This window comes from Pseudomonas sp. PDNC002 (genome assembly GCF_016919445.1).
Taxonomy (GTDB): domain Bacteria; phylum Pseudomonadota; class Gammaproteobacteria; order Pseudomonadales; family Pseudomonadaceae; genus Pseudomonas.
This window is the reverse complement of record NZ_CP070356.1, coordinates 1,282,857-1,308,189: the sequence shown is the minus strand read 5'-3', so window position 1 is coordinate 1,308,189 and position 25,333 is coordinate 1,282,857. Positions and strand designations below refer to the sequence as shown.

At 64.7% G+C, this 25,333-nt stretch carries 19 protein-coding genes; 10 read left to right on the top strand and 9 right to left on the bottom strand.

Annotated features, from left to right (window positions below):
- Nucleotides 1–254 precede the first annotated feature (254 nt).
- The 3 genes from JVX91_RS05995 to JVX91_RS05985 form a co-directional block, all read right to left on the bottom strand.
- The gene (locus JVX91_RS05995) at nt 255–1,751 is read right to left on the bottom strand and encodes a CoA-acylating methylmalonate-semialdehyde dehydrogenase (protein ID WP_205338436.1); all 1,497 of its coding nucleotides are present in this window, start codon (nt 1,749–1,751) and stop codon (nt 255–257) included.
- A gap of 172 nt (nt 1,752–1,923) precedes the next feature.
- A complete protein-coding gene (locus JVX91_RS05990; RefSeq protein ID WP_205338435.1) occupies nt 1,924–2,232 on the bottom strand; it encodes a cupin domain-containing protein in 309 nt (102 codons plus the stop codon).
- A complete protein-coding gene (locus JVX91_RS05985) occupies nt 2,233–3,579 on the bottom strand; it encodes an aspartate aminotransferase family protein (RefSeq protein ID WP_205338434.1) in 1,347 nt (448 codons plus the stop codon).
- Between the two features lie 137 nt (nt 3,580–3,716).
- Between JVX91_RS05985 and JVX91_RS05980 the strand changes: the two genes are divergently transcribed.
- The 5 genes from JVX91_RS05980 (at nt 3,717) to argE (ending at nt 9,120) form a co-directional block, all read left to right on the top strand.
- Nucleotides 3,717–4,637 (top strand): LysR family transcriptional regulator, encoded by a 921-nt coding sequence (locus JVX91_RS05980; RefSeq protein ID WP_205338433.1) that lies wholly within the window; start codon nt 3,717–3,719, stop codon nt 4,635–4,637.
- A gap of 518 nt (nt 4,638–5,155) precedes the next feature.
- Nucleotides 5,156–6,487 carry an NAD(P)/FAD-dependent oxidoreductase gene (locus JVX91_RS05975; RefSeq protein WP_205338432.1) on the top strand — a complete coding sequence of 444 codons (1,332 nt, stop codon included), beginning with the start codon at nt 5,156–5,158 and terminating at the stop codon, nt 6,485–6,487.
- A gap of 3 nt (nt 6,488–6,490) precedes the next feature.
- Nucleotides 6,491–6,901, top strand: coding sequence for a RidA family protein (locus JVX91_RS05970; protein ID WP_015474916.1), 411 nt, complete (start codon nt 6,491–6,493; stop codon nt 6,899–6,901).
- A gap of 191 nt (nt 6,902–7,092) precedes the next feature.
- Complete coding sequence (locus tag JVX91_RS05965; RefSeq protein ID WP_205338431.1) at nt 7,093–7,767, top strand: DUF1028 domain-containing protein; 675 nt, start codon at nt 7,093–7,095, stop codon at nt 7,765–7,767.
- A gap of 201 nt (nt 7,768–7,968) precedes the next feature.
- Complete coding sequence (gene argE, locus JVX91_RS05960; protein ID WP_205338430.1) at nt 7,969–9,120, top strand: acetylornithine deacetylase; 1,152 nt, start codon at nt 7,969–7,971, stop codon at nt 9,118–9,120.
- Nucleotides 9,121–9,656: 536 nt separating this feature from the next.
- On the opposite strand, the gene JVX91_RS05955 is transcribed toward argE, so the two are convergent.
- The 5 genes from JVX91_RS05955 to JVX91_RS05935 form a co-directional block, all read right to left on the bottom strand.
- Nucleotides 9,657–10,301, bottom strand: a complete 645-nt coding sequence (locus JVX91_RS05955; RefSeq protein ID WP_205338429.1) for an HAD family hydrolase — start codon at nt 10,299–10,301, stop codon at nt 9,657–9,659.
- 88 nt (nt 10,302–10,389) lie between these two features.
- A complete protein-coding gene (locus JVX91_RS05950) occupies nt 10,390–12,618 on the bottom strand; it encodes a GGDEF and EAL domain-containing protein (RefSeq protein ID WP_205338428.1) in 2,229 nt (742 codons plus the stop codon).
- Nucleotides 12,619–12,631: 13 nt separating this feature from the next.
- Nucleotides 12,632–15,541, bottom strand: coding sequence for a chemotaxis protein CheB (locus JVX91_RS05945; RefSeq protein WP_240201708.1), 2,910 nt, complete (start codon nt 15,539–15,541; stop codon nt 12,632–12,634).
- A gap of 92 nt (nt 15,542–15,633) precedes the next feature.
- Complete coding sequence (locus JVX91_RS05940) at nt 15,634–16,776, bottom strand: hypothetical protein (RefSeq protein WP_205338427.1); 1,143 nt, start codon at nt 16,774–16,776, stop codon at nt 15,634–15,636.
- A gap of 458 nt (nt 16,777–17,234) precedes the next feature.
- Nucleotides 17,235–17,777 carry a gamma carbonic anhydrase family protein gene (locus tag JVX91_RS05935; protein ID WP_205338426.1) on the bottom strand — a complete coding sequence of 181 codons (543 nt, stop codon included), beginning with the start codon at nt 17,775–17,777 and terminating at the stop codon, nt 17,235–17,237.
- Nucleotides 17,778–17,853: 76 nt separating this feature from the next.
- Between JVX91_RS05935 and prlC the strand changes: the two genes are divergently transcribed.
- The 5 genes from prlC to JVX91_RS05910 all read left to right on the top strand — a co-directional run bounded on the left by prlC (nt 17,854) and on the right by JVX91_RS05910 (nt 24,246).
- Entirely contained in the window at nt 17,854–19,899 is a 2,046-nt protein-coding gene (gene prlC / locus JVX91_RS05930) for an oligopeptidase A (RefSeq protein ID WP_205338425.1), read from the top strand.
- On the top strand, nt 19,899–20,168 hold the full coding sequence (locus JVX91_RS05925; RefSeq protein WP_024763727.1) for a YheV family putative zinc ribbon protein: 270 nt from the start codon (nt 19,899–19,901) through the stop codon (nt 20,166–20,168). The genes prlC and JVX91_RS05925 overlap by 1 nt, the downstream gene beginning before the upstream one ends.
- 21 nt (nt 20,169–20,189) lie before the next feature.
- Entirely contained in the window at nt 20,190–21,263 is a 1,074-nt protein-coding gene (locus tag JVX91_RS05920) for a hypothetical protein (protein ID WP_205338424.1), read from the top strand.
- Between the two features lie 87 nt (nt 21,264–21,350).
- Nucleotides 21,351–22,973 carry an inorganic phosphate transporter gene (locus tag JVX91_RS05915; protein WP_240201707.1) on the top strand — a complete coding sequence of 541 codons (1,623 nt, stop codon included), beginning with the start codon at nt 21,351–21,353 and terminating at the stop codon, nt 22,971–22,973.
- A gap of 214 nt (nt 22,974–23,187) precedes the next feature.
- On the top strand, nt 23,188–24,246 hold the full coding sequence (locus tag JVX91_RS05910) for a PA0069 family radical SAM protein (protein ID WP_205338423.1): 1,059 nt from the start codon (nt 23,188–23,190) through the stop codon (nt 24,244–24,246).
- Nucleotide 24,247: 1 nt separating this feature from the next.
- On the opposite strand, the gene JVX91_RS05905 is transcribed toward JVX91_RS05910, so the two are convergent.
- Complete coding sequence (locus tag JVX91_RS05905; RefSeq protein WP_205338422.1) at nt 24,248–25,255, bottom strand: hypothetical protein; 1,008 nt, start codon at nt 25,253–25,255, stop codon at nt 24,248–24,250.
- Between the last annotated feature and the right edge of the window lie 78 nt (nt 25,256–25,333).

The following is a 25,333-nucleotide window of genomic DNA, read 5'->3' as shown; positions in this document are numbered from 1 at the left end:
CCTAGATGGCACGCCAACAACACCCAAGCACCGGCTCCAACCTGTAGGAGCGCGCCATGCGCGCGATCGCGGACAAGGTCCGCTCCTACAGGGAGAGACCGGCGCTGGGCGGTTCGCGAGCAAGCTCGCTCCTACACGCGCGCCGGAATCAAGCCCCAACAATAGGAAACATTCCATCTTGGGTGATCGAGAAGAAGTCAAAAAATAAAAAAGCCGGTCAATAGACCGGCCTTTTTCTTAACGCTTATTCACCATCAGCCATTGCTGGGGAAGGCAAACTGCGCCGCTTCGTGCGACTTACGCTGCGGCCAGCGCTGGGTGATGGCCTTGCGCTTGGTGTAGAAGCGCACGCCATCCGGGCCGTAGGCGTGCAGGTCGCCGAACAGCGAACGCTTCCAGCCGCCGAAGCTGTGGTAGGCCACCGGTACCGGCAGGGGTACGTTGACGCCGACCATGCCGACTTCGATCTCGTCGCAGAACAGGCGGGCCGCTTCACCGTCGCGGGTGAAGATGCAGGTGCCGTTGCCGTATTCGTGGTCGTTGATCAGCTGCATGGCTTCTTCCAGGCTGTTCACGCGCACGATGCACAGCACCGGGCCGAAGATTTCTTCCTGGTAGATGGTCATGTCCGGGGTCACCTTGTCGAACAGGGTGCCGCCGACGAAGAAGCCGTTCTCGTGACCGGCAACCTTGTAGTTGCGGCCGTCGACCAGCAGCTGGGCGCCCTGCTCCACACCGGTGTCGATGTAGCCGGTGACCTTGGCCTGCGCCGCGCCAGTGACCAGCGGGCCCATGTCCAGGCCGCAAGAGGTGCCGGCGCCGATTTTCAGGGCCTTGATCTGCGGAACGATCTTCTCGACCAGCGCGTCGCCGATCTGGTCGCCCACGCACACAGCCACGGAGATGGCCATGCAGCGCTCGCCGCAGGAGCCGTAGGCCGCACCCATCAGGGCGCTGACGGCGTTGTCCAGGTCGCAGTCGGGCATCAGCACGGCGTGGTTCTTGGCGCCGCCCAGGGCCTGTACGCGCTTGCCGCGCTTGGTGCCTTCGGAATAGATGTACTCGGCGATCGGGGTCGAACCGACGAAGCTCAGGGCTTTGACTTCCGGGGCCTCGATCAGTGCGTCGACGGCGGTCTTGTCGCCGTGCACGACGTTCAGCACGCCCTTGGGCAGGCCGGCTTCTTCGAAGAGTTCGGCGATCAGCAGGGTCGAGCTCGGGTCACGCTCGGACGGCTTGAGGATGAAGGTGTTGCCGCAGGCGATGGCCAGCGGGTACATCCACAGCGGCACCATGGCCGGGAAGTTGAACGGGGTGATGCCGGCGACCACGCCGATCGGCTGGAAGTCGCTCCAGGCGTCGATGTTCGGGCCGACGTTACGGCTGTATTCGCCCTTGAGGATTTCCGGGGCGGCGCTGGCGTATTCGACGTTCTCGATACCACGCTTGAGCTCACCGGCGGCGTCTTCCAGGGTCTTGCCGTGTTCTTCGCTGATCAGCTGACTGATGCGCGCTTCGTTGGCTTCGAGCAGTTGCTTGAAGCGGAACAGCACCTGGGCGCGCTTGGCCGGCGGGGTGTTGCGCCAGGCCGGGAAGGCGGCCTTGGCGGCGTCGATGGCCTGCTGCACGGTTTCGCGGCTGGCCAGCGGAACCTTGCGGATGGCTTCGCCGGTGGACGGGTTGAAGACGTCGGCGGTGCGGCCGGTGTCGGCGATCATTTCGCCGCCGATCAGGTGCTTGACGGTGGTCATGGGAAGTCTCTTCTCGCTGAAAGTGTGGGGCGGGGCTCTTACAAGAGCCCCTCACCCTAGCCCCCTCCCAGAGGGAGAGGGGATTGTTCGGTATGAAGCGTGGGCGGCAAGGCACGCCGGCGGCCACTCTAAGATGACTCGGTCGGCGACGCCTTCTTGCGGGCCCGCGCGCTCAGTGGGCGTGCGGCTGCCCGTCCTTGAGCTCGATCTCGATGAAGGCCACTTCGTGATCGCACGGGTTGATCACGTTGTGCTCGGTACCGATCTGGCGGGTGTAGCTCTGGCCCAGGACCAGCGGCGCGCGCCGCTCGCCCTCGGGGGTTTCCAGCAGCAGCTCGCCGCCGGTCACCGGGACCACGACGTATTCCATGCCGTGGCGGTGCCAGCCGGTCTCGGCACCGGGGGCGAAGCGCCACTCGGTGACCAGGACCTTGTCGTTGTCGATCTGTACCGTCGGGACGGCCTTCGGACGCTCGCTCACTTACGCCACCCCGTTGAGGGCGTCGCCGACGGCGCTGAACAGGCGGTCCAGGTCCTCGGGCTTGGCGTTGAAGGTCGGGCCGAACTGCAGGGTGTCGCCGCCGAAGCGCACGTAGAAACCTTCTTTCCACAGCTTCATGCTGGCTTCGAACGGACGCACGATGGCGTCGCCGTCACGGGCGCCGATCTGGATGGCGCCGGCCAGGCCGCAGTTGCGGATGTCGACGACGTTCTTCGCGCCTTTCAGGCCGTGGAGGGCCTTCTCGAAGTGCGGAGCCAGTTCCAGGGACTGCTGGATCAGGTTTTCTTTTTCCAGCAGGTCCAGCGCGGCGAGACCGGCGGCGCAGGCGACCGGGTGCGCGGAGTAGGTGTAGCCATGGCCGAACTCGACGGCGTATTCCGGCAGGTTCTGGCCCATGAAGGTGTCGTAGATTTCGCTGCTGGCGATCACCGCGCCCATGGGAATGGCGCCGTTGGTGACCTGTTTGGCGACGTTCATGATGTCCGGCTTCACGCCGAAGAACTCGGCGCCGGTGGCCTTGCCCATGCGGCCGAAGGCGGTGATCACTTCGTCGAAGATCAGCAGGATGTTGTGCTGGTCGCAGATTTCGCGCAGGCGCTGCAGGTAGCCCTTCGGCGGAACCAGCACGCCGGCGGAACCGGACATCGGCTCGACGATGACGGCGGCGATGTTGGACGCGTCATGCAGCTCGATCAGCTTCAGCAGTTCGTTGGCCAGCTCGACGCCGCCAGTCTCGGCCATACCCTTGGTGAAGGCCATGCCCGGCTGCAGGGTGTGCGGCAGGTGGTCGACGTCCATCAGTTGGCCGAACATCTTGCGGTTGCCACCGATGCCGCCCAGGGCGGTGCCGGCGACGTTCACGCCGTGGTAGCCACGGGCGCGACCGATCAGCTTGGTCTTCTGCGCCTGGCCTTTCAGGCGCCAGTAGGCGCGGGCCATCTTGATCGAGGTGTCGGCGCACTCGGAGCCCGAGCCGGTGAAGAACACGTGGTCGAGGCCGGCCGGGGTCAGCTGGGTGATCTTCTCGGCCAGCTTGAAGGACAGCGGGTGGCCGTACTGGAAGGCCGGGGAGTAGTCGAGGGTGGTCAGCTGCTTGGCGACCGCGTCGGCGATTTCCTTGCGCGAGTGACCGGCGCCGCAGGTCCACAGGCCCGACAGGCTGTCGTAGATCTTGCGGCCCTTGTCGTCCACCAGCCAGCTACCTTCGGCGGCGACGATGATGCGCGGGTCTTTATGGAAGTTGCGGTTGGCGCTGAAGGGCATCCAGTGGGCCTTCAGGTTCAGTTCGCTGGCCACCGACGGGGTGACGTTCACTTGCTGGTTCATGCAGCTTGTCCTCGAAGACAGTCTTGTTGGGCGCGCAGGCCGCGGTGGGCCTGGTGCGATGGGACTAGATTGGGCCTGACTTAACGTGAGTTAAAGCTTATTCTTCTTACGTTCAGTTTCGGATTGGTAAAACTAAAATGGCGAAACAACGAGCGCCTTCCCTGGGCCAGGTCAGCGACTTCGAGATCCGCCTGCTGCGCATCTTCAAAACGATAGTCGAGTGCGGCAGCTTCTCGGCCGCCGAGAGCACGCTGGGTATCAGCCGCTCGGCCATCAGCCTGCACATGGGCGACCTGGAGAAGCGCCTGGGCATGCGCCTGTGCCAGCGCGGCCGGGCGGGCTTCGCGTTGACCGACGAGGGCCGCGAGGTGTACCGCGCGACCCAGTCGCTGCTGGCGGCGCTGGAAGGCTTCCGCGCCGAGGTCAACGAGCTGCACCAGCACCTGCGCGGCGAGCTGAACATCGGCATCATCAACAACCTGGTGACCCTGCCGCAGATGCGTATCACCCACGCCCTGCGGGCGCTGAAGGCCAGCGGGCCAGGCGTGCGGATCAATATCGGGATGACCACGCCCAACGAGATCGAACTGGGGGTTCTCGACGGACGGTTGCATGTGGGCGTGGTGCCGCTCATCAGTCCGCTGTCGGGGCTGGAGTACTCCTCTCTATATGAGGAGCGCTCGCTGCTGTTCTGCAGCCAGGAGCACCCGCTGTTCGAGCGCGACGACGCGAGCATCACCGTGCAGGAAATCCATGCCTGCGACGCGGTGGCGCCGAGCTACCGCATCCCGGCCGAGGCGCAGGAACGGCACCAGGAGCTCTCCGGCAGCGCCACGGCCTCGGACCGCGAGGGCATGGCCTTCCTGATCCTCACCGGCAGCTACATCGGCTATCTGCCCGACCACTATGCCGCCGACTGGGTCGCCCAGGGCCGCCTGCGCGCGCTGCGGCCGGAGCGTTTCCACTACGACATCCCGCTGACCGTGGTGACCCGCAAGGGCCGCCGGCCGAACCTGGTACTGGAGCGGTTCCTCGAGGCGGTGGCGCAGAGTCGCTGAGCCTGACGCTTTCAGGAGCACGGCAGGCCTGCGGCCCCTCACCCTAACCCTCTCCCGGAGGGAGAGGGGACCGGTCGGCGTTTCGTGGCTCCTTTGGCGCTCGCCGGATAGCACCTCCATTCCGACCCGGCTCGGTCCGCCCCCTCTCCCCCCGGGAGAGGGCTGGGGTGAGGGCTGTCGCAACACGCCGAACTCCCCTGCAAGACCGTGCGGAACGCTTCGGCCTTACTCGCCGCTGCGGACTCTGTTCGCGAGCACTGACTGGGCGTCCCCCACGCTCCCACAAAGGGCACAAGGCATATTCTGCCTATCCAATTTGTCGCCCCAGCCACCAAAAATCCTATAGCCCCTCCCCTGCAGCCCGCGGGCCGCGGGGTTTGCGTGGGTGCAGCTTTTCCCTAGCCTGCGACTACAAAAAACATAATTTCGCTATTCACAGCCTCTGAACAGAATGCGGCCAACACCTCCTCCCTAGCCGCAACAAGAACAAACGTGATCAGAGTCTGAGGAAGCAAGCCATGACCGACCTGAATCCAGGCGCCTTCGGCAAGAAGTCGCTTGATAACCTGGAAATCGACACGCTGGTCGTTGGCGCCGGACAAGCCGGCGTCGCCATGAGCGAGCACCTGACCCAACAGGGCGTGCCGCACATCGTGCTGGAAAAGAGCCGCATCGCCGAAGCCTGGCGCACCGGCCGCTGGGATTCGCTGGTAGCCAACGGCCCGGCCTGGCACGACCGCTTCCCGAACATGGAATTCCCGGTCGGCCCGGACGACTTCCCGCACAAGGAGCAGGTGGCGGACTACTTCGTCGCCTACGCCAAGCAGTTCAACGCGCCGATCCGCACCGGCGTGGAAGTGAAGAAGGTCACCCGCAACGAAGGCCGCCCCGGCTTCACCGTGGAAACCTCCGAGGGCACCATTCGCGCCCTGCGCATCGTCTCCGCCACCGGCCCGTTCCAGCGCCCGGTAATCCCGGCCATCGCGCCGAAGGACGAAGGCCTCTACCAGATCCACTCGGCCAAGTATTACAACCCGCAGCAGTTGCCCGAAGGCGCCGTGCTGGTGATCGGCGCCGGCTCCTCCGGCGTGCAGATCGCCGACGAGCTGAACCGCGCCGGCAAGAAGGTCTTCCTCTCGGTTGGCGCCCATGACCGTCCGCCGCGCTCCTACCGCAACCGCGACTTCGTCTGGTGGCTGGGCGTACTCGGCCTGTGGGACGCCGAAGAAGTACAGCCAGGCCGCGAGCATGTGACCATCGCCGTGAGCGGTGCCCGTGGCGGCGAGACCATCGACTTCCGTCGCCTGGCCAACGAGGGCATCACCCTCACCGGCCTGACCAAGTCCTTCGCTGACGGCAAAGTGACCTTCCAGGACGACCTGGTGGCCAACCTGAAAGCCGGCGATGACAACTATCTCGGCCTGCTGGACGCCGCCGACGCTTATATCGAGCGCAACGGCCTGGACCTGCCGCTGGAGCCGGAGGCCCGCAAGGTCTACGCCGACGCCGAGTGCATCCGCAATCCGATCCAGGAACTGAACCTCGCCGACGCCGGCATCACCGCGATCATCTGGGCCACCGGCTACGCCGTGGACTTCAACTGGCTGCAGGTCGACGCCTTCGACGACAAGGGCAAGCCCAAGCACCAGCGCGGCGTGTCCCGCGAGCCGGGCGTGTACTTCGTCGGCCTGCCGTGGCTGTCCCGTCGCGGTTCCACCTTCATCTGGGGCGTCTGGCACGACGCCAAGCACGTGGCCGGCCACATCGCCACCCAACGTCGTTACGTCGAATATCAGGACGCCTCGCAGCGCGAAGGCTCCTCCGTTCAGAAAGCCGCATCCTGGGAGTAAGAGATGCCTACCCATACTCGCATCCGCATGTTCAACACCAAGGACACCTACCCGAACCAGACCCTGGACAACGACCTCTGCCAGGCCGTGCGTGCCGGCAACACCGTGTACGTGCGCGGCCAGGTCGGTACTGACTTCGAGGGCAACCTGGTGGGGCTGGGCGATCCGCGTGCCCAGGCCGAACAGGCGATGAAGAACGTCAAGCAACTGCTGGAAGAAGCCGGCAGCGACCTGTCGCACATCGTCAAGACCACTACCTACCTGATCGACCCGCGCTACCGCGAGCCGGTGTACCAGGAAGTCGGCAAGTGGCTGAAGGGCGTGTTCCCGATCTCCACCGGCCTGGTGGTGTCGGCCCTTGGTCAGCCGCAGTGGTTGATGGAAATCGATGTCATCGCGGTCATTCCGGACTGAAAGCTACTGCGCTAGCCATGCTGCGTTGGGGCCGGTCGAGAAAATGCTCATTTGCTACAGCAAACTCCGCTTTTCTCGCCCAACCCCGCCTCGCCTGGCCTTCGCTCGTGACGCTTTCAAGCGTGCAGGCGATGCGGATTTTCCGCATCGCCCTTTGTCGTTTTAGCTATTAGAACAAGCAAGGAGCCACCATGACCTTCTCCATCGTCGGCCGCTGCGCCGAAACCGGACAACTGGGTATCGCCATCAGCTCCTCGAGCATTGCCGTGGGCGCCCGCTGCCCTTGGGTACGCGCCGGCGTCGGCGCGGTGGCCACGCAGAACATCACGCTGCCGGCCCTCGGCCCGCAGATCCTCGACCAGCTCGAAGCCGGCCTGGAGCCGGGTGCGGCGCTGGACAAGGCGCTCTCCAGCAACGGCTACAGCCAGTACCGCCAGGTGACGGTGATCGACCAGCACGGCAAGGTCGCGCTGTTCACCGGCAGCGAGGCGCTGGGCGTGTACAACGCCGTGGCGGGTGAGAACTGCGTGGCGGCCGGCAACCTGCTGTCCTCCACGGCGGTGATCGAGGCCATGACCCAGGCCTTCGAAGGCGCCAACGGCTGCCTGGCCGAGCGCCTGCTGGCCGCGATGCAGGCGGCGATGGCCGCCGGTGGCGAAGCGGGCCCGGTGCATTCGGCGGCGCTGAAAGTGGTGGGCGATCTGGTCTGGCCGATCGTCGACCTGCGCGTGGACTGGGCGGACGAAGCGCCCATCGATGAGCTGGAGAAACTCTGGGTGGCCTACAAGCCGCAACTGGAGGACTACCTCGTGCGCGCCCTCGACCCGACCAAGGCACCGAGCTACGGTGTGCCGGGCGACGAGTAACGCCATGCCTTACCTGTGAGAGCCCCTCTCCCTAACCCTCTCCCTGAAGGGAGAGGGGACAGATCGGCGCAGGATGAAACGGAGCTATCAGCCGGTACTGACAGCTCCCTCTCCCTTCAGGGAGAGGGCAGGGGAGAGGGTAGCCGCCCGGGCATTCAAAGTATTGCATCGCCAAAAAACGCTCTGAAGCAGGACCCAACCATGCCTTCCAGCCGTGAAATCCTCGCCGACCTGATCGCCTTCGACACCGTCAGCCGCAATTCCAACCTGGCGCTGATCCACTACATCCGCGACTACCTCGCCGGCTTCGGCATCGCCTGCGAACTGTTCCACGACGCCGAAGGCGGCAAGGCCAACCTCTACGCCACGCTGGGTCCGCAGGATCGCGGCGGTGTGTGCCTGTCCGGCCACACCGACGTGGTGCCCACCGACGGCCAGCCGTGGACGGTCCCGCCGTTCGAATTGACCGAGCGCGATGGTCGTCTCTACGGACGGGGCACGGCGGACATGAAAGGCTATATCGCCTGCGTGCTGGCGGCGGTACCGGCCTTCCTCGCCCAACCGCTGCGCCTGCCGGTGCACCTGGCCTTCTCCTATGACGAGGAAGTCGGCTGCCTCGGCGTGCGCTCGCTACTCGCCGCGCTGGAGCACCGCGAGCACAAGCCGATGGTCTGCATCATCGGCGAACCCACCGAACTCAAGCCGGTGCTCGGCCACAAGGGCAAGCTCGCCATGCGCTGCCAGGTGCACGGTGCGCCGTGCCACTCGGCCTATGCGCCGCAGGGCGTGAACGCCATCGAGTACGCGGCGAAGCTGATCGGCCGCCTCGGCGAGATCGGCACCCGCCTGGCCGCACCGGAGCGTCACGATCCGCGCTTCGATCCGCCCTATTCCACCGTGCAGACCGGCGTGATCAGCGGCGGCCGCGCACTGAACATCGTGCCCGCCGAGTGCCAGTTCGATTTCGAAGTACGCGCGCTGCCCAGCGACGATCCGCAACAGGTCGCCAATGACCTGCGCGCCTTCGCCGAAACCGAACTACTGCCGAAGATGCGCGCGGTGAAAGCCGAGACGGATATCCGTTTCAGCGAGCTGTCGGCCTATCCCGCCCTGGTCACCGACCAGCAGGCGCAGGCCGCCGAGTTGATCGCGCTGCTCAGCGGCTCGCGGGACTTCACCACCGTCGCCTACGGCACCGAGGGCGGATTGTTCGACCAGGCCGGCATTCCTACCGTGGTCTGCGGCCCCGGCAGCATGGACCAGGGCCACAAGCCGGACGAGTTCGTCAGCCTGGAGCAGTTGGCCAAATGCGATGAAATGATGGCGCGGCTGGCGGAGTGGCTGCGCACCTGAGTCCCAGCCCTTCGTAGGAGCGGATCTTATCCGCGATGCTCTTCGTCCCGGCTGCGCGGGATTTCGCGGATAAGATCCGCTCCTACCCCCATTCGGAAGCTCCTCTGCACCTGCAGGTGAGCGCTTGCTCGCGAACCGCTTAGGCACAGGAATCTGCTGGGCCGGATGGCGGAGTGGTTACGCGCCTGAATCCCAGCCCTTCATAGGAGCGGATCTTATCCGCGATGCTCTTCGTCCCAGCTGCGTGGGGATTTCGCGGATAAGATCCGCTCCTACCCCCATTCGGAAGCTCCCCTGCACCTGCAGGTGAGCGCATGCTCGCGAGCCGCTCCGGCACAGGAATCTGCTGGGCCGCATGGGGAGTGGTTACGCGCCTGAGTCCCAGCTCTTCGTAGGAGCGGATCTTATCCGCGATGCTCTTCGTCCCAGCTGCGCGGGATTTCGCGGATAAGATCCGCTCCTACCCCCATTCGGAAGCTCCTCTGCACCTATAGGTAGGCGGGGGCTTGCTCGCGAGCTGCTCCGGTACAGAAGCCTCAGGCAAACGCCGCGCGCAGCTCGTCCATGCTTGCGAAGTAGTGCGCCGGGCTTTCCGCCATCAGCTCGTCACGGCTGCCGAAGCCATAGCCAACACCCGCAGCGGACAGGCCATTGCGGTGCGCGCCAATCAGGTCGTGCTTGCGGTCGCCGATCATCAGCGTCTGCGCCAGGTCCAGCTTCTCGATCCCCAGCAGGTGCTCGATCAGCTCCACCTTGTTGGTGCGGGTGCCGTCCAGCTCGCTGCCGTAGATCACCTTGAAGTGCCGGGCAAAGTCGAAGTGGCGGGCGATTTCCGCCGCGAACACGGTCGGCTTGCTGGTGCAGATGTACAAGGTGCGGCCCTGGCCGCCGAGCAGCTGCAGCAGCTCGCCAACGCCGTCGAATACCTTGTTCTCGTACAGCCCGGTGTCCTTGAAGCGCACGCGGTAGTGGTTCACCGCTTCCCAGGCGCGCGCCTCGTCGAAGTCGTAGGTGCTCATGAAGCACTGCAGCAGCGGCGGGCCGATGAAGTGTTCGAGCTGGCGCAGGTCGGGCTCGTCGATGCCTAGCTGGGCGAGCGCGTACTGGATCGAGCGGGTGATGCCCTCGCGCGGGTCGGTGAGGGTGCCGTCGAGGTCGAAGAGGATGTTCTGGTAATGCATGGGATCGGCGTCCGGCCACGAAAGTCGTGAGCAAGGATACTGGGCCGGCGCTGCTGGTGCGACGTCCGACTGGTCGACTTGCCGGTGATCAGTTGCCCGCCGCTGCCCAGGTCGGGCGGCGCTGCCAGCGCTGGTACCAGTCGAGCAGTTCGTCGGCGGGCATCGGCCGGGCAATGCCGGCGCCCTGCCCGAGCAGACAGCCGAGCTCCAGCAGCCGCGCGCCGTGGTGGGTCGTCTCCACGCCTTCGGCGATGATCTCGCACTTGAAGGCTTCCGCGAGGCCAAGGATCGCCTGCAGGATGGAGAGGTCCTCCGGATCGTCGAGCAGGCCCTGGATGAAGACCCGGTCGATCTTCAGTTGCGCCACCGGCAGGCGCTTGAGATAGCTCAGCGAGGAGTAGCCGGTGCCGAAATCGTCCAAGGCGAAGCGCACACCGATGGCGGCGCAGGCGCGGATAGTCCGCGATACACCATCGATCTCTTCCAGGGCGCTGTTTTCGAGAATCTCGATCACCAGCAGTTGCGGCGGTACGCTCGGGTGGGCGGCCAGATGCGCCTCCAGGCTCGAGACGAAGTCCGGCTGCTGCAGTTGGCGGGCGCCGACGTTGATACTCACCGGAATCCGCACACCGGCGGCCAGCCAGGTTTCGAGCTGCACCAAAGCGTTATCGATGACCCACTCACCGAGTACCTCGGACAGGTGGTTGCCTTCGATCAGCGGCAGGAAGGCATCGGGGAGCAACAGACCTTTCTCCGGGTGCTGCCAGCGAATCAACGCCTCGGTGCCGACCACTTCGCCAGTACGCATGTTCACCTGGGGCTGATGAAACAGAACGAATTCGCGCTCGCGCAAGGCCTGGTCGATACGGTCGAGCTGAGCGTTGTAGCCGCGCAGGTCGAGATCATGCTGGGCATCGAAGACGTGAAAGCGGCTCTTGCCCGCCAGCTTGGCCTGGTACATGGCCTGATCGGCCTGGCGCAGCAACTGGTCTCCGCCGATGTCGGCCGCCTGCGGAAAATAACTGACGCCGATGCTGGCCGAAACGTTGGCGCAGATACTGTCCACCGGGATCGGTTGTGAAACGATCAGCAGCAGACGCTCGAGGATCGGCAGGCTGTCATCCAGCTCTTCGAGGTCGGCGATGATCACCACGAACTCGTCGCCGCCCAGTCGGGACAGGACGCAGCCCTCGCGCAGGGTCAGCTTCATCCGTTGGGCGACCAGGGCCAGCACGCGGTCGCCCGTTTCATGACCGTACAGGTCATTGATCGACTTGAAGCCGTCAAGATCGAGGTAGGCAACTGCCAGCTTGCTGTTCTGCCGCTGAGTACGAGCCATTGCCTGCTGCAGGCGCTGGGTGAGTAGCACGCGATTGGGCAGGTGGGTCAGTGGATCATAGTGGGCCACATACTCCAGCTGACGGCGATGCTCGTGCAGCTCCGTGATGTCGGTGAACAGGGATACGTAGTTGCGCACCCCGCCGAGAGGGTCGCAGATGGCCGTGATGGTCTGCCCGGCAACGAACACTTCGCCGTTGCGGCGACGGTTCCACAGCTCGCCTTGCCAGTAGTGGTGTTCGGCCAGGCAATGCCAGAGCTCGGCGAATCGTTCGCGCTCGGTCATGCCCGAGCCCAGCATGCGCGGATTACGGCCCAGCACTTCGTCACGCGAGTAACCAGTGATGCTGCTGAAGGCCTCGTTGATTTCGACGATGTTGCCGTCCGGATCGGTGATCATGATGCCCTCGCGGGCATGGGTGAACACACTGGCGGCGAGGTTCAGCTGGCTTTCGATGGCACGACGTTCGGTGAGGTCGGTGAGGCTCACGCGAACCTCGTCGTTGTCCATTCCCTGGCGGGTGCAGTCCAGGTGCGCATACCAGTGCGATCCGTCTTCGCGCAGCAGCGTCAGCTCGCAGGCCTGGGGGGTGAAGCCACGGCACACCAGCACAAAGGTGCGATACCAGTGATCGAGATCGGGCTCGGCGATACGCGCACTGAAGCGCCGCCCCAACAGGCTTTCCCGCGGCAGGCCGATCAACTGGGCGCCGGTCAGGTTGACGGCGTCGATCTGGCCATTGAGTCCCAGGGTCAGGTAGCCAACCGGTGCATGTTCGTAGAGGTCCAGATACTGGTCCCGGGACGCTTCCAGCGCCACCTGGGTCTGGAGCAGATTCTCGTTCTGCAGCTCCAGCTCGATCTGGTGGACGTGCAGCTCGTGCAGCAACGCCTCATGGCCAACCGGCCCGTCGGGGTCGATGCTCAGGTCGGTTTCGTCGGATAACGGCTGAACTTCGATCGGGGGCGTTCTGGACATTCCATCCGGGCCTCTAGCTTCTCGGCGGCTGCATCTGCATGGCGAGCAGGATCAGGTGGGGACGAGCGCCCTTGCCTGTTACGCGTCGAGCGTTGAGGGTGATGGTTCGCGGGCCGATGCTCGGGAAGTGGTGCTCCACGACAAACCCATCGAAACTGGTATCACCCTCAAGAATGGTACCCAACTGGGTACGCAGCGCCGGTATGTCCCACTGCCGGCTGCCCAGCTCATATAGCGTGCGGTCGACCGTGTCGGCCGCGGTGGTGCGAAATTCACGGTAATAGGAGCGACTGGCCGATACGACGTGCAAGCGTTCATCGAGAACCAGCAAAGGTTCGATCATCGTGTCGACGATCGCCTCGGCGAGGTCCCGTGCGGCCTGCACCGACTGCTCGTTGGCTACGCGGGTATTGATGTCGTGGAAAGTGAGGACTACTCCGTCGATCACATTGTCCAGTGTTCGATACGGGAGCAAACGCGCCAGGAACCAGTTACCGGTCGTGGTGCACAGTTCGACCTCATAGGGAATGAGGGTATCCAGCACTTCCTGTGCGCGCACGAGCAGATCCTTTCTATCCAGATAGGACGTGATATCGGCCAGGGGGCGGCCAACATCCTTCGGAATCAGCCGGTAGATTTTCACCGCGTCACGGGTGAACCTGCGAATGGCCAACTGCGCATCAAGAAAGATAGTTCCGATATTGATGCTGTCTAGCAGATTCTTCATGTCGTTCTGCATGTCGCCGAGCTGCTCGATCTTGGCCTGCAACTCGGTGTTCACGGTCACCAGTTCCTCGTTGACCGACTGCAATTCCTCACGGGAGGTTTCCAGCTCCTCGTTGGACGACTGCAGCTCTTCATTGGTGGACTGCATTTCCTCGTTGGCCGAGCTGAGTTCCTCGTTGGCATCCTGCAGTTCGTCGATGGTCGCCTGCAGGTTCCGGCGCGTGTAGGCGAGGTCGTGCTCCAGCAACTGGATGCGCGCGGAGACCTGCGCCGAATCGCAATCGGTCGGCTGTTGCAGGGATGCAACAGGGACCTGCGCCGGCATTTCCTGGAAGCTGATCAGCAGCAGATCGCCCTGCTGGCCCTCCGGCAAGCGCCGCACGCTCAGACGGATGGCACGGGTCAATTGACCGCCGGTAATTGCGACGTCCCGGCCCAGGGTGTCCGCGCCGCCCTGTGCGGCCTGCTGAACCGCCGTGCGCAGGTCCAGCTTGAGTCCTTCGCGGGCCATGTCGATGACGTTCAACGTCGCCTGCCCCGGCGCGGGACGCAGGTAGTTACCGGTATCGCCGTGGATATAAATGATGTTGCCCTGCAGGTCGGTGACGACCGAGGCGGGGACAAAGTCCTGCAGCAGCATGCGACGCGTCAGTTCGGCGACGTTGATTTCTTTGACCATTTTCGGGGAGGTATCCGGTGGTGTGTTGACCCGCTCCGGCACCCACGACAGGTTGCCGCTCAGTGTCACGGACTTGGAAGACGATGCCTTGTTCACTCGGTAGAACTTCCATTTGCGGTGCAGCGCGGTGAACAGCGCCGTATGCCCGCCGACGCTCTCCGAAGGCGAGAGGAACAATACCCCACCGGGTCGGAGCGCGTAATGGAAGGTCGGCAGCAGCCGGTTCTGCAACTGTGGCCCGAGGTAGATCATCAGATTGCGGCAGCACAGCAGGTCCAGGCGGGTGAAGGGCGGGTCCTTGATGACGTTCTGCACCGCGAACACGATCATCTCGCGGATTTCCTTGCGAATCCGGTAGCCACCCTCTTCCTGGGTGAAGTAGCGCTGCAGTCGCCCGGCGCCGATGTCCGCGGCGATCCCTGGCGGATAGAGACCGGCGCGGGCAGTCACGATGGCGTCCTCGTCCAGGTCGGTGGCGAAGAATTGCAGTGCCAGCGACCGGCCGCTGCGCTCCATCAGCTCATGCAGCAGGATGGCCACGGAATAGGCCTCCTCGCCGCTGGCACAGCCCGCCACCCAGACGCGGAAGACATAGTCATCGGGCTTTTCCGCCAGCAGTGGCGCCAGCACTTCTTCCTTGAGTACAGTGAAGGCGTCTGAATCGCGAAAGAACTGGGTGACGTTGATCAGCAGCTCGTTGAACAACTGCCGGGCTTCATCGGGATGCTGCCGGAGATAGTCAGCGTAGCCCTGCTGGTCGTCGATCTGCTGGAGCAGCATGCGCCGCTCGATGCGCCGCAGGATGGTGCTCTGCTTGTACTGGGTGAAGTCGTGGCCGGTCACCTGGCGCAGGAACGTCAGGATGGCGCTCAACGCATCGGCCTGCTCCTCGGGCAACGCATTGCCGCGCGCTGGCCGCCCCCCCATCAGGGCTTCCGGCATGTCGTGCACCGAAAGTACCTGGCCGGCATTGCCGGCAAGGATCGCACTGCTGGGCATCCCGCCGTAGGCCGCATCTTCGGGCGTCTGGACCAAGGTTCGACCGCCGTGGTCGAGAATCGCCCGGCAGCCCAGCGTGCCATCCGCGCCCGTGCCGGACAGTACGATACCCACCGCCCGGCGCCCGTAGCGCTGCGCCAGTGAGGCGAAGAAGGTGTCGATCGGCAAGTGCGTCGTGCGTGGTGGCAGCCAAGCGGTCACATGCAAGGTGGCCTTGCCCAGGCTCAGGTCGTGGCGGGGAGGAATGACATAGACAGTCCCCGCCTCGACCGCCATGCCCTCCGCCGCCTCGACCACGCGCATGCGGGTTGCACGGCCAAGAATCTCGCACAGCAGGCTGGGATGGCCCGGGTCCAGGTGCTGAACGATCACGAATGCGAAGGCGGAGGTCTGCGGCATCGCGCGCAGGAATTCCTCCAGTGCCTCCAATCCCCCGGCGGATGCGCCCAGTCCGACGACGGTCAGGGGAGTGTCAACACCGGCGGCGCGCTTGGCTTGGGAAGGTTTGCGTGGGGCCACGTCGCGTCCTGGGGTGCCTGGGGTTCGATTGCGGAAGTCCTATCCTACCCCGCGCGGGGCCGCTGTCGTCAGTCGCCTGGCAACGACAGGTGTCACGGGGCCGGCGCCGCATACCCCTGTCCCTGGCGCAACACGCGGAATCCACCGGTAGCACTGATGGGCTCGTCCGGTGCGGCGCCAAAGGACTGGCTGTCGACGCCTGGTTCATCCTCCGGCTGCGCCAGCTGGCCGGCGAGCTTTTCCTGCACCCGCCCGCCGAGGTGATCGACGCCGGCCATCACGCCGCCGTCCGGGTCGCGCATCAGCGCCAGCCATTGTTCGTCGAACGCGGCGTTGATCTCCTTGCGCAACTGGGTTTCCACCTCCGGCCGCGCGTGGTCGTTGCCGGCCATGCTGAACAGCGTGAAGGCCACGGAGATCACGGAGCCTGCGACCTTGCCGGCCGCACCCGCGACCACGCCAACGATGCTGCGGTTCTTCAGTTCGTTGACCAGCTTGGCGCTGGTGCGCTGGGCGACCGGTGACACCCCGCTGACCTTGGTGCCAGCGCCGGCCTTGCCCGAGGCCGTGCGGATTTCCTGCATCAGCGCGGCAAAGGCGGGGAGCTTGCCGATGTCCTTGACGCGCACCACATCGTAGAGCGATGCATCGCGGCTGGACGGCGGCCCGAGGCTGATCGCCGGAATGCCCATCAGGTGCTCATCGAAGGCCTTCTGCGGGATGCCTCGGCGCTGGGGAATTTCCTTCAGCGCCACGGTCAGCAGCTCGACGTAGTGCCGGGTGGCTTTCTCCATCACGGCATCGGGGTCGACCTGTTTCGCCACGGGCACCAGCACCTGCTTGCGGTACTGCTCCTGCAGATAGGCGGCGAGCTTGTCGACGGTGGGGTCGAGGTCGCCGTGGGAGCCCATCTTGTACCAGGCGACCTTCATGCCGAGCCATTGTTGCGTCCAGTAACTGGAAAACCAGGGAATGAACTGCTGGTCGGTGCGCTGGTAGACCAGGTCCATCCACTGCTGCATGGCGTCTTCGGCGTAGGCGCGGGCCTGGGAAGTGGCGGCCAGCGAGGCGGCGCCGATGTCGGCATCGACCTGGCGCCAGGTGGCTTCGGTGATAGGCGCAGTCGGTTCTGCGGAGTGATGGGCGCAACCGCCCAGTGCCAGCAGAAGCAGGGCAATGATGCCGCTACGCTGCCAGGGCGAAGCGGTGGCGCTGGGAGAGCACAGACTGATCATGGCCGCTCGCCGGCTGGGCGACATCCCCGGCGCCGCCCGCTGTTCAGTTCGGCCGGGCACGCCCTGGCGTCCGGTCACCTTGGGTCAGTATAGGGCGTGGGGCTTGGCGCGGCGGGCCGTCTGGCGGTATGTCGGGCCTCGAAGCCTGGCTGCACAAGAGCCCCTCACCCTAATACTCTCCCGCGAGCGGGAGAGGGGACCGTTCGGCGCAGGGTGAAGCCTTGGTATCAGCCGGCACAATCTGCCCCCTCTCCCTGAGGGAGAAGGCTGGGGTGAGGGGGCAACATCGACGCTGTCGTATCAGAACGCTAAACGCAGGGCGGAAAAAGCGCTGCGCTTTATTCACTCTACGTCCAGGGTTCGCGAGCAAGCTCGCTCCTACAGAAAGCCGTAACGCCGCGAGTGCGCCCGTTGCAGGAGCGCGCTTGCTCGCAAAGCAGCAGCCCAGAAGGAATCGATCAGCCCGCAAACCCCTCGGCAATGTGCTGATCCTTCAGCTTCACGTAATTCCCGGCGGTATAGCTGAAGAACGCGCGTTCCTTGTCGGTCAGCGGGCGGGCCTTCTTCACCGGGCTGCCCACATAGAGGAAGCCGCTCTCCAGCACCTTGCCCGGCGGCACCAGGCTGCCGGCGCCGAGGATCACCTCGTCCTCGATCACCGCGCCGTCCATCACGATGGAGCCCATGCCGACCAGAATCCGGCTGCCGATGGTGCAGCCGTGCAGCAGCACCTTGTGACCGATGGTCACTTCGTCGCCGATGGTCAGCGGGAAGCCGTCCGGATTGAACGGGCCGGCGTGGGTGATGTGCAGCACGCTGCCATCCTGCACGCTGGTGCGCGCGCCGATGCGGATACGGTGCATGTCGCCGCGGATCACCACCAGCGGCCAGACCGAGCTGTCGGCGCCGATCTCCACGTCGCCGATGACCACCGCGCTGGCATCGACGAACGCGCGCTCGCCGAGGGATGGCGTTTTGCCCTGATAGGTTCGAATCGTCACGATAGCTTTCCTGTGGCTGCGGATGGGTCCGATTGTATTTAAGATGGCCGGGTGTTTCTTCAGCCAAGGTGCCACCGTGAGCGCGAATCCTCTTCTGCAGAGCTACGACCTGCCGCCCTTCTCGTCCATTCGCCCCGAGCACGTGAAGCCGGCCATCGAGCAGATCCTCACCGACAACCGCGCGGCCATCACGCACATCCTCGCCCAGCAGAACGGCACCCCGACCTGGGCCGGCCTGGTGCTGGCCATGGACGAACTGCATGACCGCCTGGGCAAGGCCTGGAGCCCGGTCAGCCACCTCAACGCGGTATGCAACAGCGCCGAACTGCGCGAAGCCTACGAAGGCTGCCTGCCACTGCTGTCCGCCTACTGGACCGAGCTGGGACAGAACCCCGAGCTGTTCAAGGCCTACGAGGCGCTCGCCAGCAGCCCCGAGTCGAAGGGCTACGACGTCGCCCAGAAAACCATCCTCGAACACGCCTTGCGCGACTTCCGTCTGTCGGGTATCGACCTGCCGGCCGACCAGCAGCAGCGCTACGCGGAAATCCAGACGCGCCTGTCCGAGCTGGGCAGCCGCTTCTCCAACCAGCTGCTGGACGCCACCCAGGCCTGGACCAAGCACGTCACCGACGAAGCCGCCCTCGCCGGCCTGACCGACTCCGCCAAGGCGCAGATGCAGGCCGCCGCGCAGGCCAAGGAACTGGACGGCTGGCTGATCAGCCTGGAGTTCCCCAGCTACTACGCGGTGATGACCTACGCCGAAGACCGCGCCCTGCGCGAAGAGGTCTACGCCGCGTACTGCACCCGCGCTTCCGATCAGGGCCCGAACGCCGGGCAGAACGACAACGGCCCGGTGATGCAGGAAATCCTCGACCTGCGCCAGGAGCTGTCGCAGCTCCTGGGCTTCAAGAACTTCGCCGAGCTGTCCCTGGCCACCAAGATGGCCGAGACGCCCGAGCAGGTGCTGAATTTCCTCCGCGACCTGGCCGTGCGCAGCAAACCCTTCGCCGCCCAGGACCTGGAGCAGCTCAAGGCCTACGCCGCCGAGCAGGGCTGCCCGAACCTGTCGAGCTGGGACGCCAGCTACTTCGGCGAGAAGCTGCGCGAGGCGCGCTACAGCGTGTCCCAGGAAGCCCTGCGCGAATACTTCCCGATCGACAAGGTGCTTGGCGGTCTATTCGCCATCGTGCAGAAGCTCTACGGCATCCAGATTCGCGAACTGAACGACTTCGAGCGCTGGCACCCGGACGTGCGCCTGTTCGAGATCGAGGAAAACGGCCAGCACGTCGGCCGCTTCTACTTCGACCTCTACGCCCGCGCCAACAAGCGCGGCGGCGCCTGGATGGACGGCGCCCGCGACCGTCGCCGCACCGCTGGCGGCGAACTGCAAGCGCCAGTGGCCTACCTGGTGTGCAACTTCACCCCGGCCGTCGGCGGCAAGCCGGCGCTGCTGACCCACGATGAAGTCACCACCCTGTTCCACGAATTCGGCCACGGCCTGCACCACCTGCTGACCCGCGTCGAACACGCTGGCGCCTCGGGCATCAACGGCGTGGCCTGGGACGCAGTGGAACTGCCGAGCCAGTTCATGGAGAACTGGTGCTGGGAGCCCGAAGGCCTGGCGCTGATCTCCGGCCATTACGAGACCGGTGCGCCGCTGCCCCAGGACCTGCTGGAAAAGATGCTCGCCGCGAAGAACTTCCAGTCCGGCCTGATGATGGTCCGCCAGCTGGAGTTCTCCCTGTTCGACTTCGAGCTGCACGCCACCCATGGTGACGGCCGCAGCGTGCTGCAGGTGATCGAGGCGATCCGCGATGAAGTCGCGGTGATGCGCCCGCCGGCGTACAACCGCTTCGCCAACAGCTTTGCGCACATCTTCGCCGGCGGTTACGCGGCCGGTTACTACAGCTACAAGTGGGCCGAGGTGCTCTCCGCCGACGCGTTCTCCCGCTTCGAGGAAGAAGGCGTGCTCAACCCGGCGACCGGCGCGGCCTTCCGCGACGCGATCCTGGCCAAGGGCGGCTCCCAGGAGCCGATGGCGCTGTTCGTCGCCTTCCGTGGCCGCGAGCCGTCCATCGACGCCCTGCTGCGCCACTCCGGCCTGACCGAGGAGGCCGCGTGATGAGCGAGGTGAAGAAGCGCTTCATTGCCGGGGCTGTCTGCCCGGCGTGCAGCGAGCAGGACAAGATCGTCATGTGGGACGTCGACGGCGTACCGCACCGCGAATGCGTCGCCTGTGGCTACGCCGACACCCTCAACGCCCAGGGCCAGTCGGTGCCCAAGGAGCTCTCCACCCGCGTCAACACCAGCGCGCTGGAAAAGCCCAAGGACCCGAAGGTGCAGGGCGTGCAGTTCTTCCCTAATCCGAAGCTGAAGAAGCCGCAGGAATGATTCCCTAGCCACGGATGGCACATGAAGTACCTGATTCTTCCCAGCCTGCTGCTCGCGCTCGCCACTTCGGCGAGCGCAGCGTTTCATGTCGAGCCGATCAAGGCGACGCACCCAAACGGGTCCGAGTACCGTTTCCCGCTGCTGACGGACAAGAATGAGGCGGCAGCCAACATCAATACCTGGCTACAGGCAGTCAGCCTGCAGAAGTTGCCGGGGCGCTATGGCAAATCGGCGTTCGAGGATATCTGGCCGGAAGGCGACGATGGCTGGCAGGGCGTGACCAGCATGGACTTCCAGCTAGTCAGCGATGAACCGGGCTACCTCAGCATGGACATTGCCTACGAGTACATGTCGGCTTACCCGTCGCAGCACACCACCACATACAACTTCGATGCGCACACCGGGCAGCCCATCCAACTACGTGATCTTTTCACCCCGGATGGTCAGCAATGGCTACGTCTGCAAGCAAGCCAAGCACGGGTGAAACGGATCGAGGGATTCCTGACCGGAAACCTGCCGGAGAAGGACTTGCGCCTTCGGAGTGATCCCGAGGAGGCCCAGGAGCAGAAACATATCTACGAGAACTGCCTGCCGTATGTTCGCGATGATGATCTGAGCTACAACGACCTGGTCCTCGGGAAAGATGCGCTGACACTGGTTCGCGAGCTGTGCGCTCCCCACGTTGTCCAGGCACTGGACGATCTCGGCGAGTACAGCAACAGCTGGAAGTACACCGAACTCACCAGATACCTGAGCGATTATGGTCGTTGCCTGCTGGTGGAGAAACATACCGACTGCGCGCCTGATCCCGCCCGCCTCTCGGCCGGCGTATCGCGAGGCAAGCTCGACGGGCGCTATCCAATCATCCTAGTGCTCGAAAACGAAAACTCGGATGGCACCGTCAGCGGCGCCTATTTCTACGAAAAATATGCCCGTTACATCAGCCTGAGCGGCAAGCGCGATGCCCAGGGCAACCTGGTGCTACGGGAAGCGGGGCCGCCGCCAGCGCTCTTTTCGCTGACGCCGAGCGCTAGCGGATTGAGCGGTACGTGGCAGCAGGAAGGCCAGAAATCGTTGCCAATTGACCTGCATTGATTCCACCCACGCGGGGGCCGGCTAGTCTGTAGAGCATCGCCGCAAGGAATCCCCCGATGCCGCCACCGACCCGAAGGAAGCCCCACCGTGCTTGATCGCTTTGGCATGCTGGAGGTGATGCGCGCCTCGCGGCTGACCCAGTTCCCGATCAGCCCTGTCCTGCGCGAGACCCACGGCTTCAAGGGGCGGCTGACGTTCTTCCTGCTGCTGGCCGCCGCGCTGGTCTTTACCTTCGCCGCGCTCGCCCATGACATCCGCGCAAGCGGCACACACCTCGAGGCCGGTTGGCCAGTGGTGGTGCTGGTGGTGGCCGTACTGATCGCCCTGGGCTTCGAGTTCATCAACGGTTTCCACGACACGGCCAACGCGGTGGCCACGGTCATCTACACCAACGCGTTGCCCCCGCGCTTCGCGGTGGCCTGGTCCGGGGTCTGGAATTTCCTCGGTGTGCTCTTCTCCAGCGGCGCGGTGGCCTTCGCCATCGTCTCGCTGCTGCCGCTGGACCTGCTGCTCAAGGTGGACAGCAGCGCCGGGCTGGCGATGATCTTCGCCCTGCTGATCGCCTCGATCCTGTGGAACCTGGGGACCTGGTGGCTGGGGCTGCCGGTATCGTCCTCGCACACGCTGATTGGCTCCATCGTCGGCATCGGCCTGGCCCACGGCGCCATGGCCGGGCACATCGGGCTGTCGGGCAATGCCTGGTCGCAGCTGACGACGGTGGGCTACGCGCTGTTCCTGTCGCCGGTGGTGGGTTTCTTCGCCGCCTTCGCGCTGCTGCGGGTGATGAGCTCGACGATCCGCAACCGCGCGCTGTTCCACGCGCCGGAAGGCCGCACTCCGCCGCCACGCTGGATTCGCGCGATCCTGATCCTCACCTGCACTGGCGTTTCCTTTGCCCACGGTTCCAACGACGGACAGAAGGGCATCGGCCTGATCATGTTGATCCTGATCGCCACCGTTCCACTGGCCTTCGCCGTGGATCGCTCCCACTCACCGGAGCAGACGCGCCAGTTGCTCGCCCTCACCCAGGCCAGCCAGGAACACCTGCAGCGCGCGGGCGGCAGCCCTGCGGCCGATCCCCGCCAGACGCTACTGAGCTACCAGGAAGACGAAGTGGTGCGGCCCGAGCTGCTGCCGTCGCTGGGCAGCGTGATCGGCGATGTGCGCGAGCGCCTGCAGCGTCACGGGCAGATGGACAAGGTGCCCGCCGAGGAAGTCCAGGATCTGCGCAACGATCTCTACCTGACGCTGGAAACCATCCGCCTGCTGGACCGCAGCGACCAGCGCTTCGAGCTGGAAACCTGGAGCAGCCTGCAGGCACTGCGCCATGAAGGCGACCGGGCCATCCGCTTCATCCCGGTGTGGGTCAAGGTCGCTGTGGCGCTGGCCTTGGGTCTGGGCACGCTGGTGGGCTGGCGGCGCATCGTCACCACGGTCGGCGAAGGCATCGGCAAGACGCCGCTGACTTATGCACAAGGCGCCTCGGCGCAGTTGGTGGCGATGCTGACCATCGGCGCGGCGGATGGATTCGGCCTGCCGGTGTCGACGACCCAGGTGCTCTCCTCCGGCGTGGCCGGCACCATGGCCGCCAGCGGCAGCGGCCTGCAGTGGCCGACCATCCGCAACATGCTGCTGGCCTGGGTGCTGACGCTGCCGGCGGCCATCGGCCTGGCGGCGGGGCTGTACTGGTTGTTCACCCGGCTGCTGTAGAACCCCGTAGGAGCGAGCTTGCTCGCGAACAGAATTTCCCGACTGCTTGGGAGCCAAGCGGTTCGCGAGCAAGCTCGCTCTTACAAAGAACCCGTTTCCGTATAAAGACGGCGTGCCCGGTGAGCAGCGCCGACCGCCGAGCAGTTATCGCTGGCTGTGGAAAACTTCGTGGATTACTGTATTCATATACAGTATTTCTTCAGAGTTTTCCCACATGACCAATGCCCTTCCACCCCGCGGCCGAGGCACCGCCAGCAATCCACACAACCGCTTCGCGCCGACCACCTCGGTGCCTGTGGATAACGATTGGTACGACGAAGTACCCAAGCCCCAGGTGACCGAAATCCGCACCGAGCTGGCAAAGACGGTGATCTCGCGCAATCAGTCGCCGGACCTGCCCTTCGATCGCTCGATCAACCCCTATCGCGGCTGCGAGCATGGTTGCATCTACTGCTACGCGCGACCCAGCCATGCCTACTGGGACCTGTCGCCGGGGTTGGACTTCGAGACGAAGCTGATCGCCAAGACCAACGCCGCCGAGGTTCTGGAAGAAGAGTTGAGCCGGAAAGGCTACGTCTGCGCGCCGATCAACCTGGGCGCCAATACCGACCCTTACCAACCCATCGAGCGCCAGCAGCGCCTGACCCGGCAGATTCTCGAGGTGCTGCTGCGCTTCCGCCATCCGGTGACCATCGTCACCAAGGGCTCGCTGATCCTGCGTGACCTCGACCTGCTGGCTGAGCTGGCCCGGCAGAACCTGGTTGCCGTGATGATCAGTCTCACCACGCTGGACGATGAGCTGAAACGCATCCTCGAACCCCGCGCCGCTGCGCCCTCCGCGCGCCTGCGGGCGATCCGCGTGCTGCGCGAACAGGGCATTCCAGTGGGCGTGCTGTGTTCACCAATGATCCCGATGATCAACGACCGCGAGCTGGAAGCCTTGCTCGAAGCGGCCCACGACGCTGGCGCGCAGAGCGCCAGCTACATGATGTTGCGGCTGCCGCGCGAGGTCGGCCCGCTGTTCGAGGAATGGCTGGCGGCGCACTACCCGCAGCGCGCCAACCATGTGATGAGCCTGATCCGCCAGCTGCGCGGAGGGGAAATCTACGACAGTCGCTTCGGCCACCGTTTCCGTGGCGAAGGCCCGTTCGCCGACCTGCTGGCCAAGCGCTTCGAGGTCGCCATGCGCCGCCTGGGGCTGGGCCGGCGCGGCAGCTTCAACCTGGACTGCACGGCGTTCGCCCCGCCGCGCAGCCAGATGAGCCTGTTCTGAGTTACCGGTCGGGCGCTACCAGGTCAGCCATCATCTGGCTGAGCTCCAGCGGCGAGTTGAGCAGCTTTTCGATGACCACCAGCACGCTCTTCTCCGCCTTGCTGACCTTGCTGCCGAAGCCGAAGAAGCCGCCGGAGGACTCCGCCACGGCCTTGCCCAGGGCCAGCAGGTCCTCCTTAAATGCCGCTGCGTCAGCGTCGCTGGCTTGCTGCTTGAGCAGGCGGTTGACGTCGACCAGGTACTGCAAGCGGTTGAACTCGGGGCTGACGAAGCGCTGCAGGAAATCCATCAGCACCGCGCGACCACTGGGCGTATCCGGGCTGAGTTCGGTCATCACCCGCTGCATCAGCACGCTGGGGTATTTGCCGGACTCCTTGAACAGCTTGCCGAAAGCTTCGGCCTCCTTGGCGTCTATCTCGCCGTCGGCGCTGGCGACCATGCAGAAGATCGCCACCGGAGCCTCGCGCAGATGCTTCCAGTCCTCGGCGGAGAAACCGGCGAAACCGGTCATGCCGGTGATCTGCTCCTGCTGGTGCTCCTTCCAGATCGCACGGCCTTCGGCATTTTCGTCGCGACCTTCATAGAAAGCATCGATCAGCGGTTGCAGCTCGTCCTGGGCGATACCAGTCACGCCCAGCAGCTTGGGCTTGAACACGGCGAAGCCTTCGTGGCTGTGGGCATGGCGATAAGGAACCGCCAGTTGCATCTCACGGCGCGGTTCAGCGTAGGAAACGACATTCAGGATCAGCGCATCGACCTTGCCGACTTCCTTGTGGGTCACGAAGCCATCGACGATCCATACCGCACCCGTCGCCTGGTGGGTGTTCTCCTGGTACATGCGCTGGCCGGCCTGCATGGCTTCTTCACCGGTATCCGCCATCAGCACCACCATCTTGAGCCGGCCATCGGGCTCCAGGCAGTGGAACATCGGCATCAGCAGCTCGCCGCCGCTGACCGTCTGCACCGCGCTCGCAGCCGCATTGCCGGCCATCTTGTAGATGTCTTGCATGGTCACATCCTTGTGTTTTTGAGGGGACTGGAGGGAAGGTCCGGCGTCGTGCGCCACGCTCGTCATCCTGACCAAGCG

Excerpts from the sequence above, each read along its gene's own strand:
- JVX91_RS05995 (WP_205338436.1), bottom strand. The coding sequence starts at position 1,751 with ATGACCACCGTCAAGCACCTGATCGGCGGCGAAATGATCGCCGACACC.
- JVX91_RS05985 (WP_205338434.1), bottom strand. The coding sequence starts at position 3,579 with ATGAACCAGCAAGTGAACGTCACCCCGTCGGTGGCCAGCGAACTGAAC.
- JVX91_RS05980 (WP_205338433.1), top strand. The coding sequence starts at position 3,717 with ATGGCGAAACAACGAGCGCCTTCCCTGGGCCAGGTCAGCGACTTCGAG.
- JVX91_RS05975 (WP_205338432.1), top strand. The coding sequence starts at position 5,156 with ATGACCGACCTGAATCCAGGCGCCTTCGGCAAGAAGTCGCTTGATAAC.
- JVX91_RS05970 (WP_015474916.1), top strand. The coding sequence starts at position 6,491 with ATGCCTACCCATACTCGCATCCGCATGTTCAACACCAAGGACACCTAC.
- JVX91_RS05965 (WP_205338431.1), top strand. The coding sequence starts at position 7,093 with ATGACCTTCTCCATCGTCGGCCGCTGCGCCGAAACCGGACAACTGGGT.
- argE (WP_205338430.1), top strand. The coding sequence starts at position 7,969 with ATGCCTTCCAGCCGTGAAATCCTCGCCGACCTGATCGCCTTCGACACC.
- JVX91_RS05955 (WP_205338429.1), bottom strand. The coding sequence starts at position 10,301 with ATGCATTACCAGAACATCCTCTTCGACCTCGACGGCACCCTCACCGAC.
- JVX91_RS05950 (WP_205338428.1), bottom strand. The coding sequence starts at position 12,618 with ATGTCCAGAACGCCCCCGATCGAAGTTCAGCCGTTATCCGACGAAACC.
- JVX91_RS05940 (WP_205338427.1), bottom strand. The coding sequence starts at position 16,776 with ATGATCAGTCTGTGCTCTCCCAGCGCCACCGCTTCGCCCTGGCAGCGT.
- JVX91_RS05925 (WP_024763727.1), top strand. The coding sequence starts at position 19,899 with ATGAGCGAGGTGAAGAAGCGCTTCATTGCCGGGGCTGTCTGCCCGGCG.
- JVX91_RS05920 (WP_205338424.1), top strand. The coding sequence starts at position 20,190 with ATGAAGTACCTGATTCTTCCCAGCCTGCTGCTCGCGCTCGCCACTTCG.
- JVX91_RS05910 (WP_205338423.1), top strand. The coding sequence starts at position 23,188 with ATGACCAATGCCCTTCCACCCCGCGGCCGAGGCACCGCCAGCAATCCA.
- JVX91_RS05905 (WP_205338422.1), bottom strand. The coding sequence starts at position 25,255 with ATGCAAGACATCTACAAGATGGCCGGCAATGCGGCTGCGAGCGCGGTG.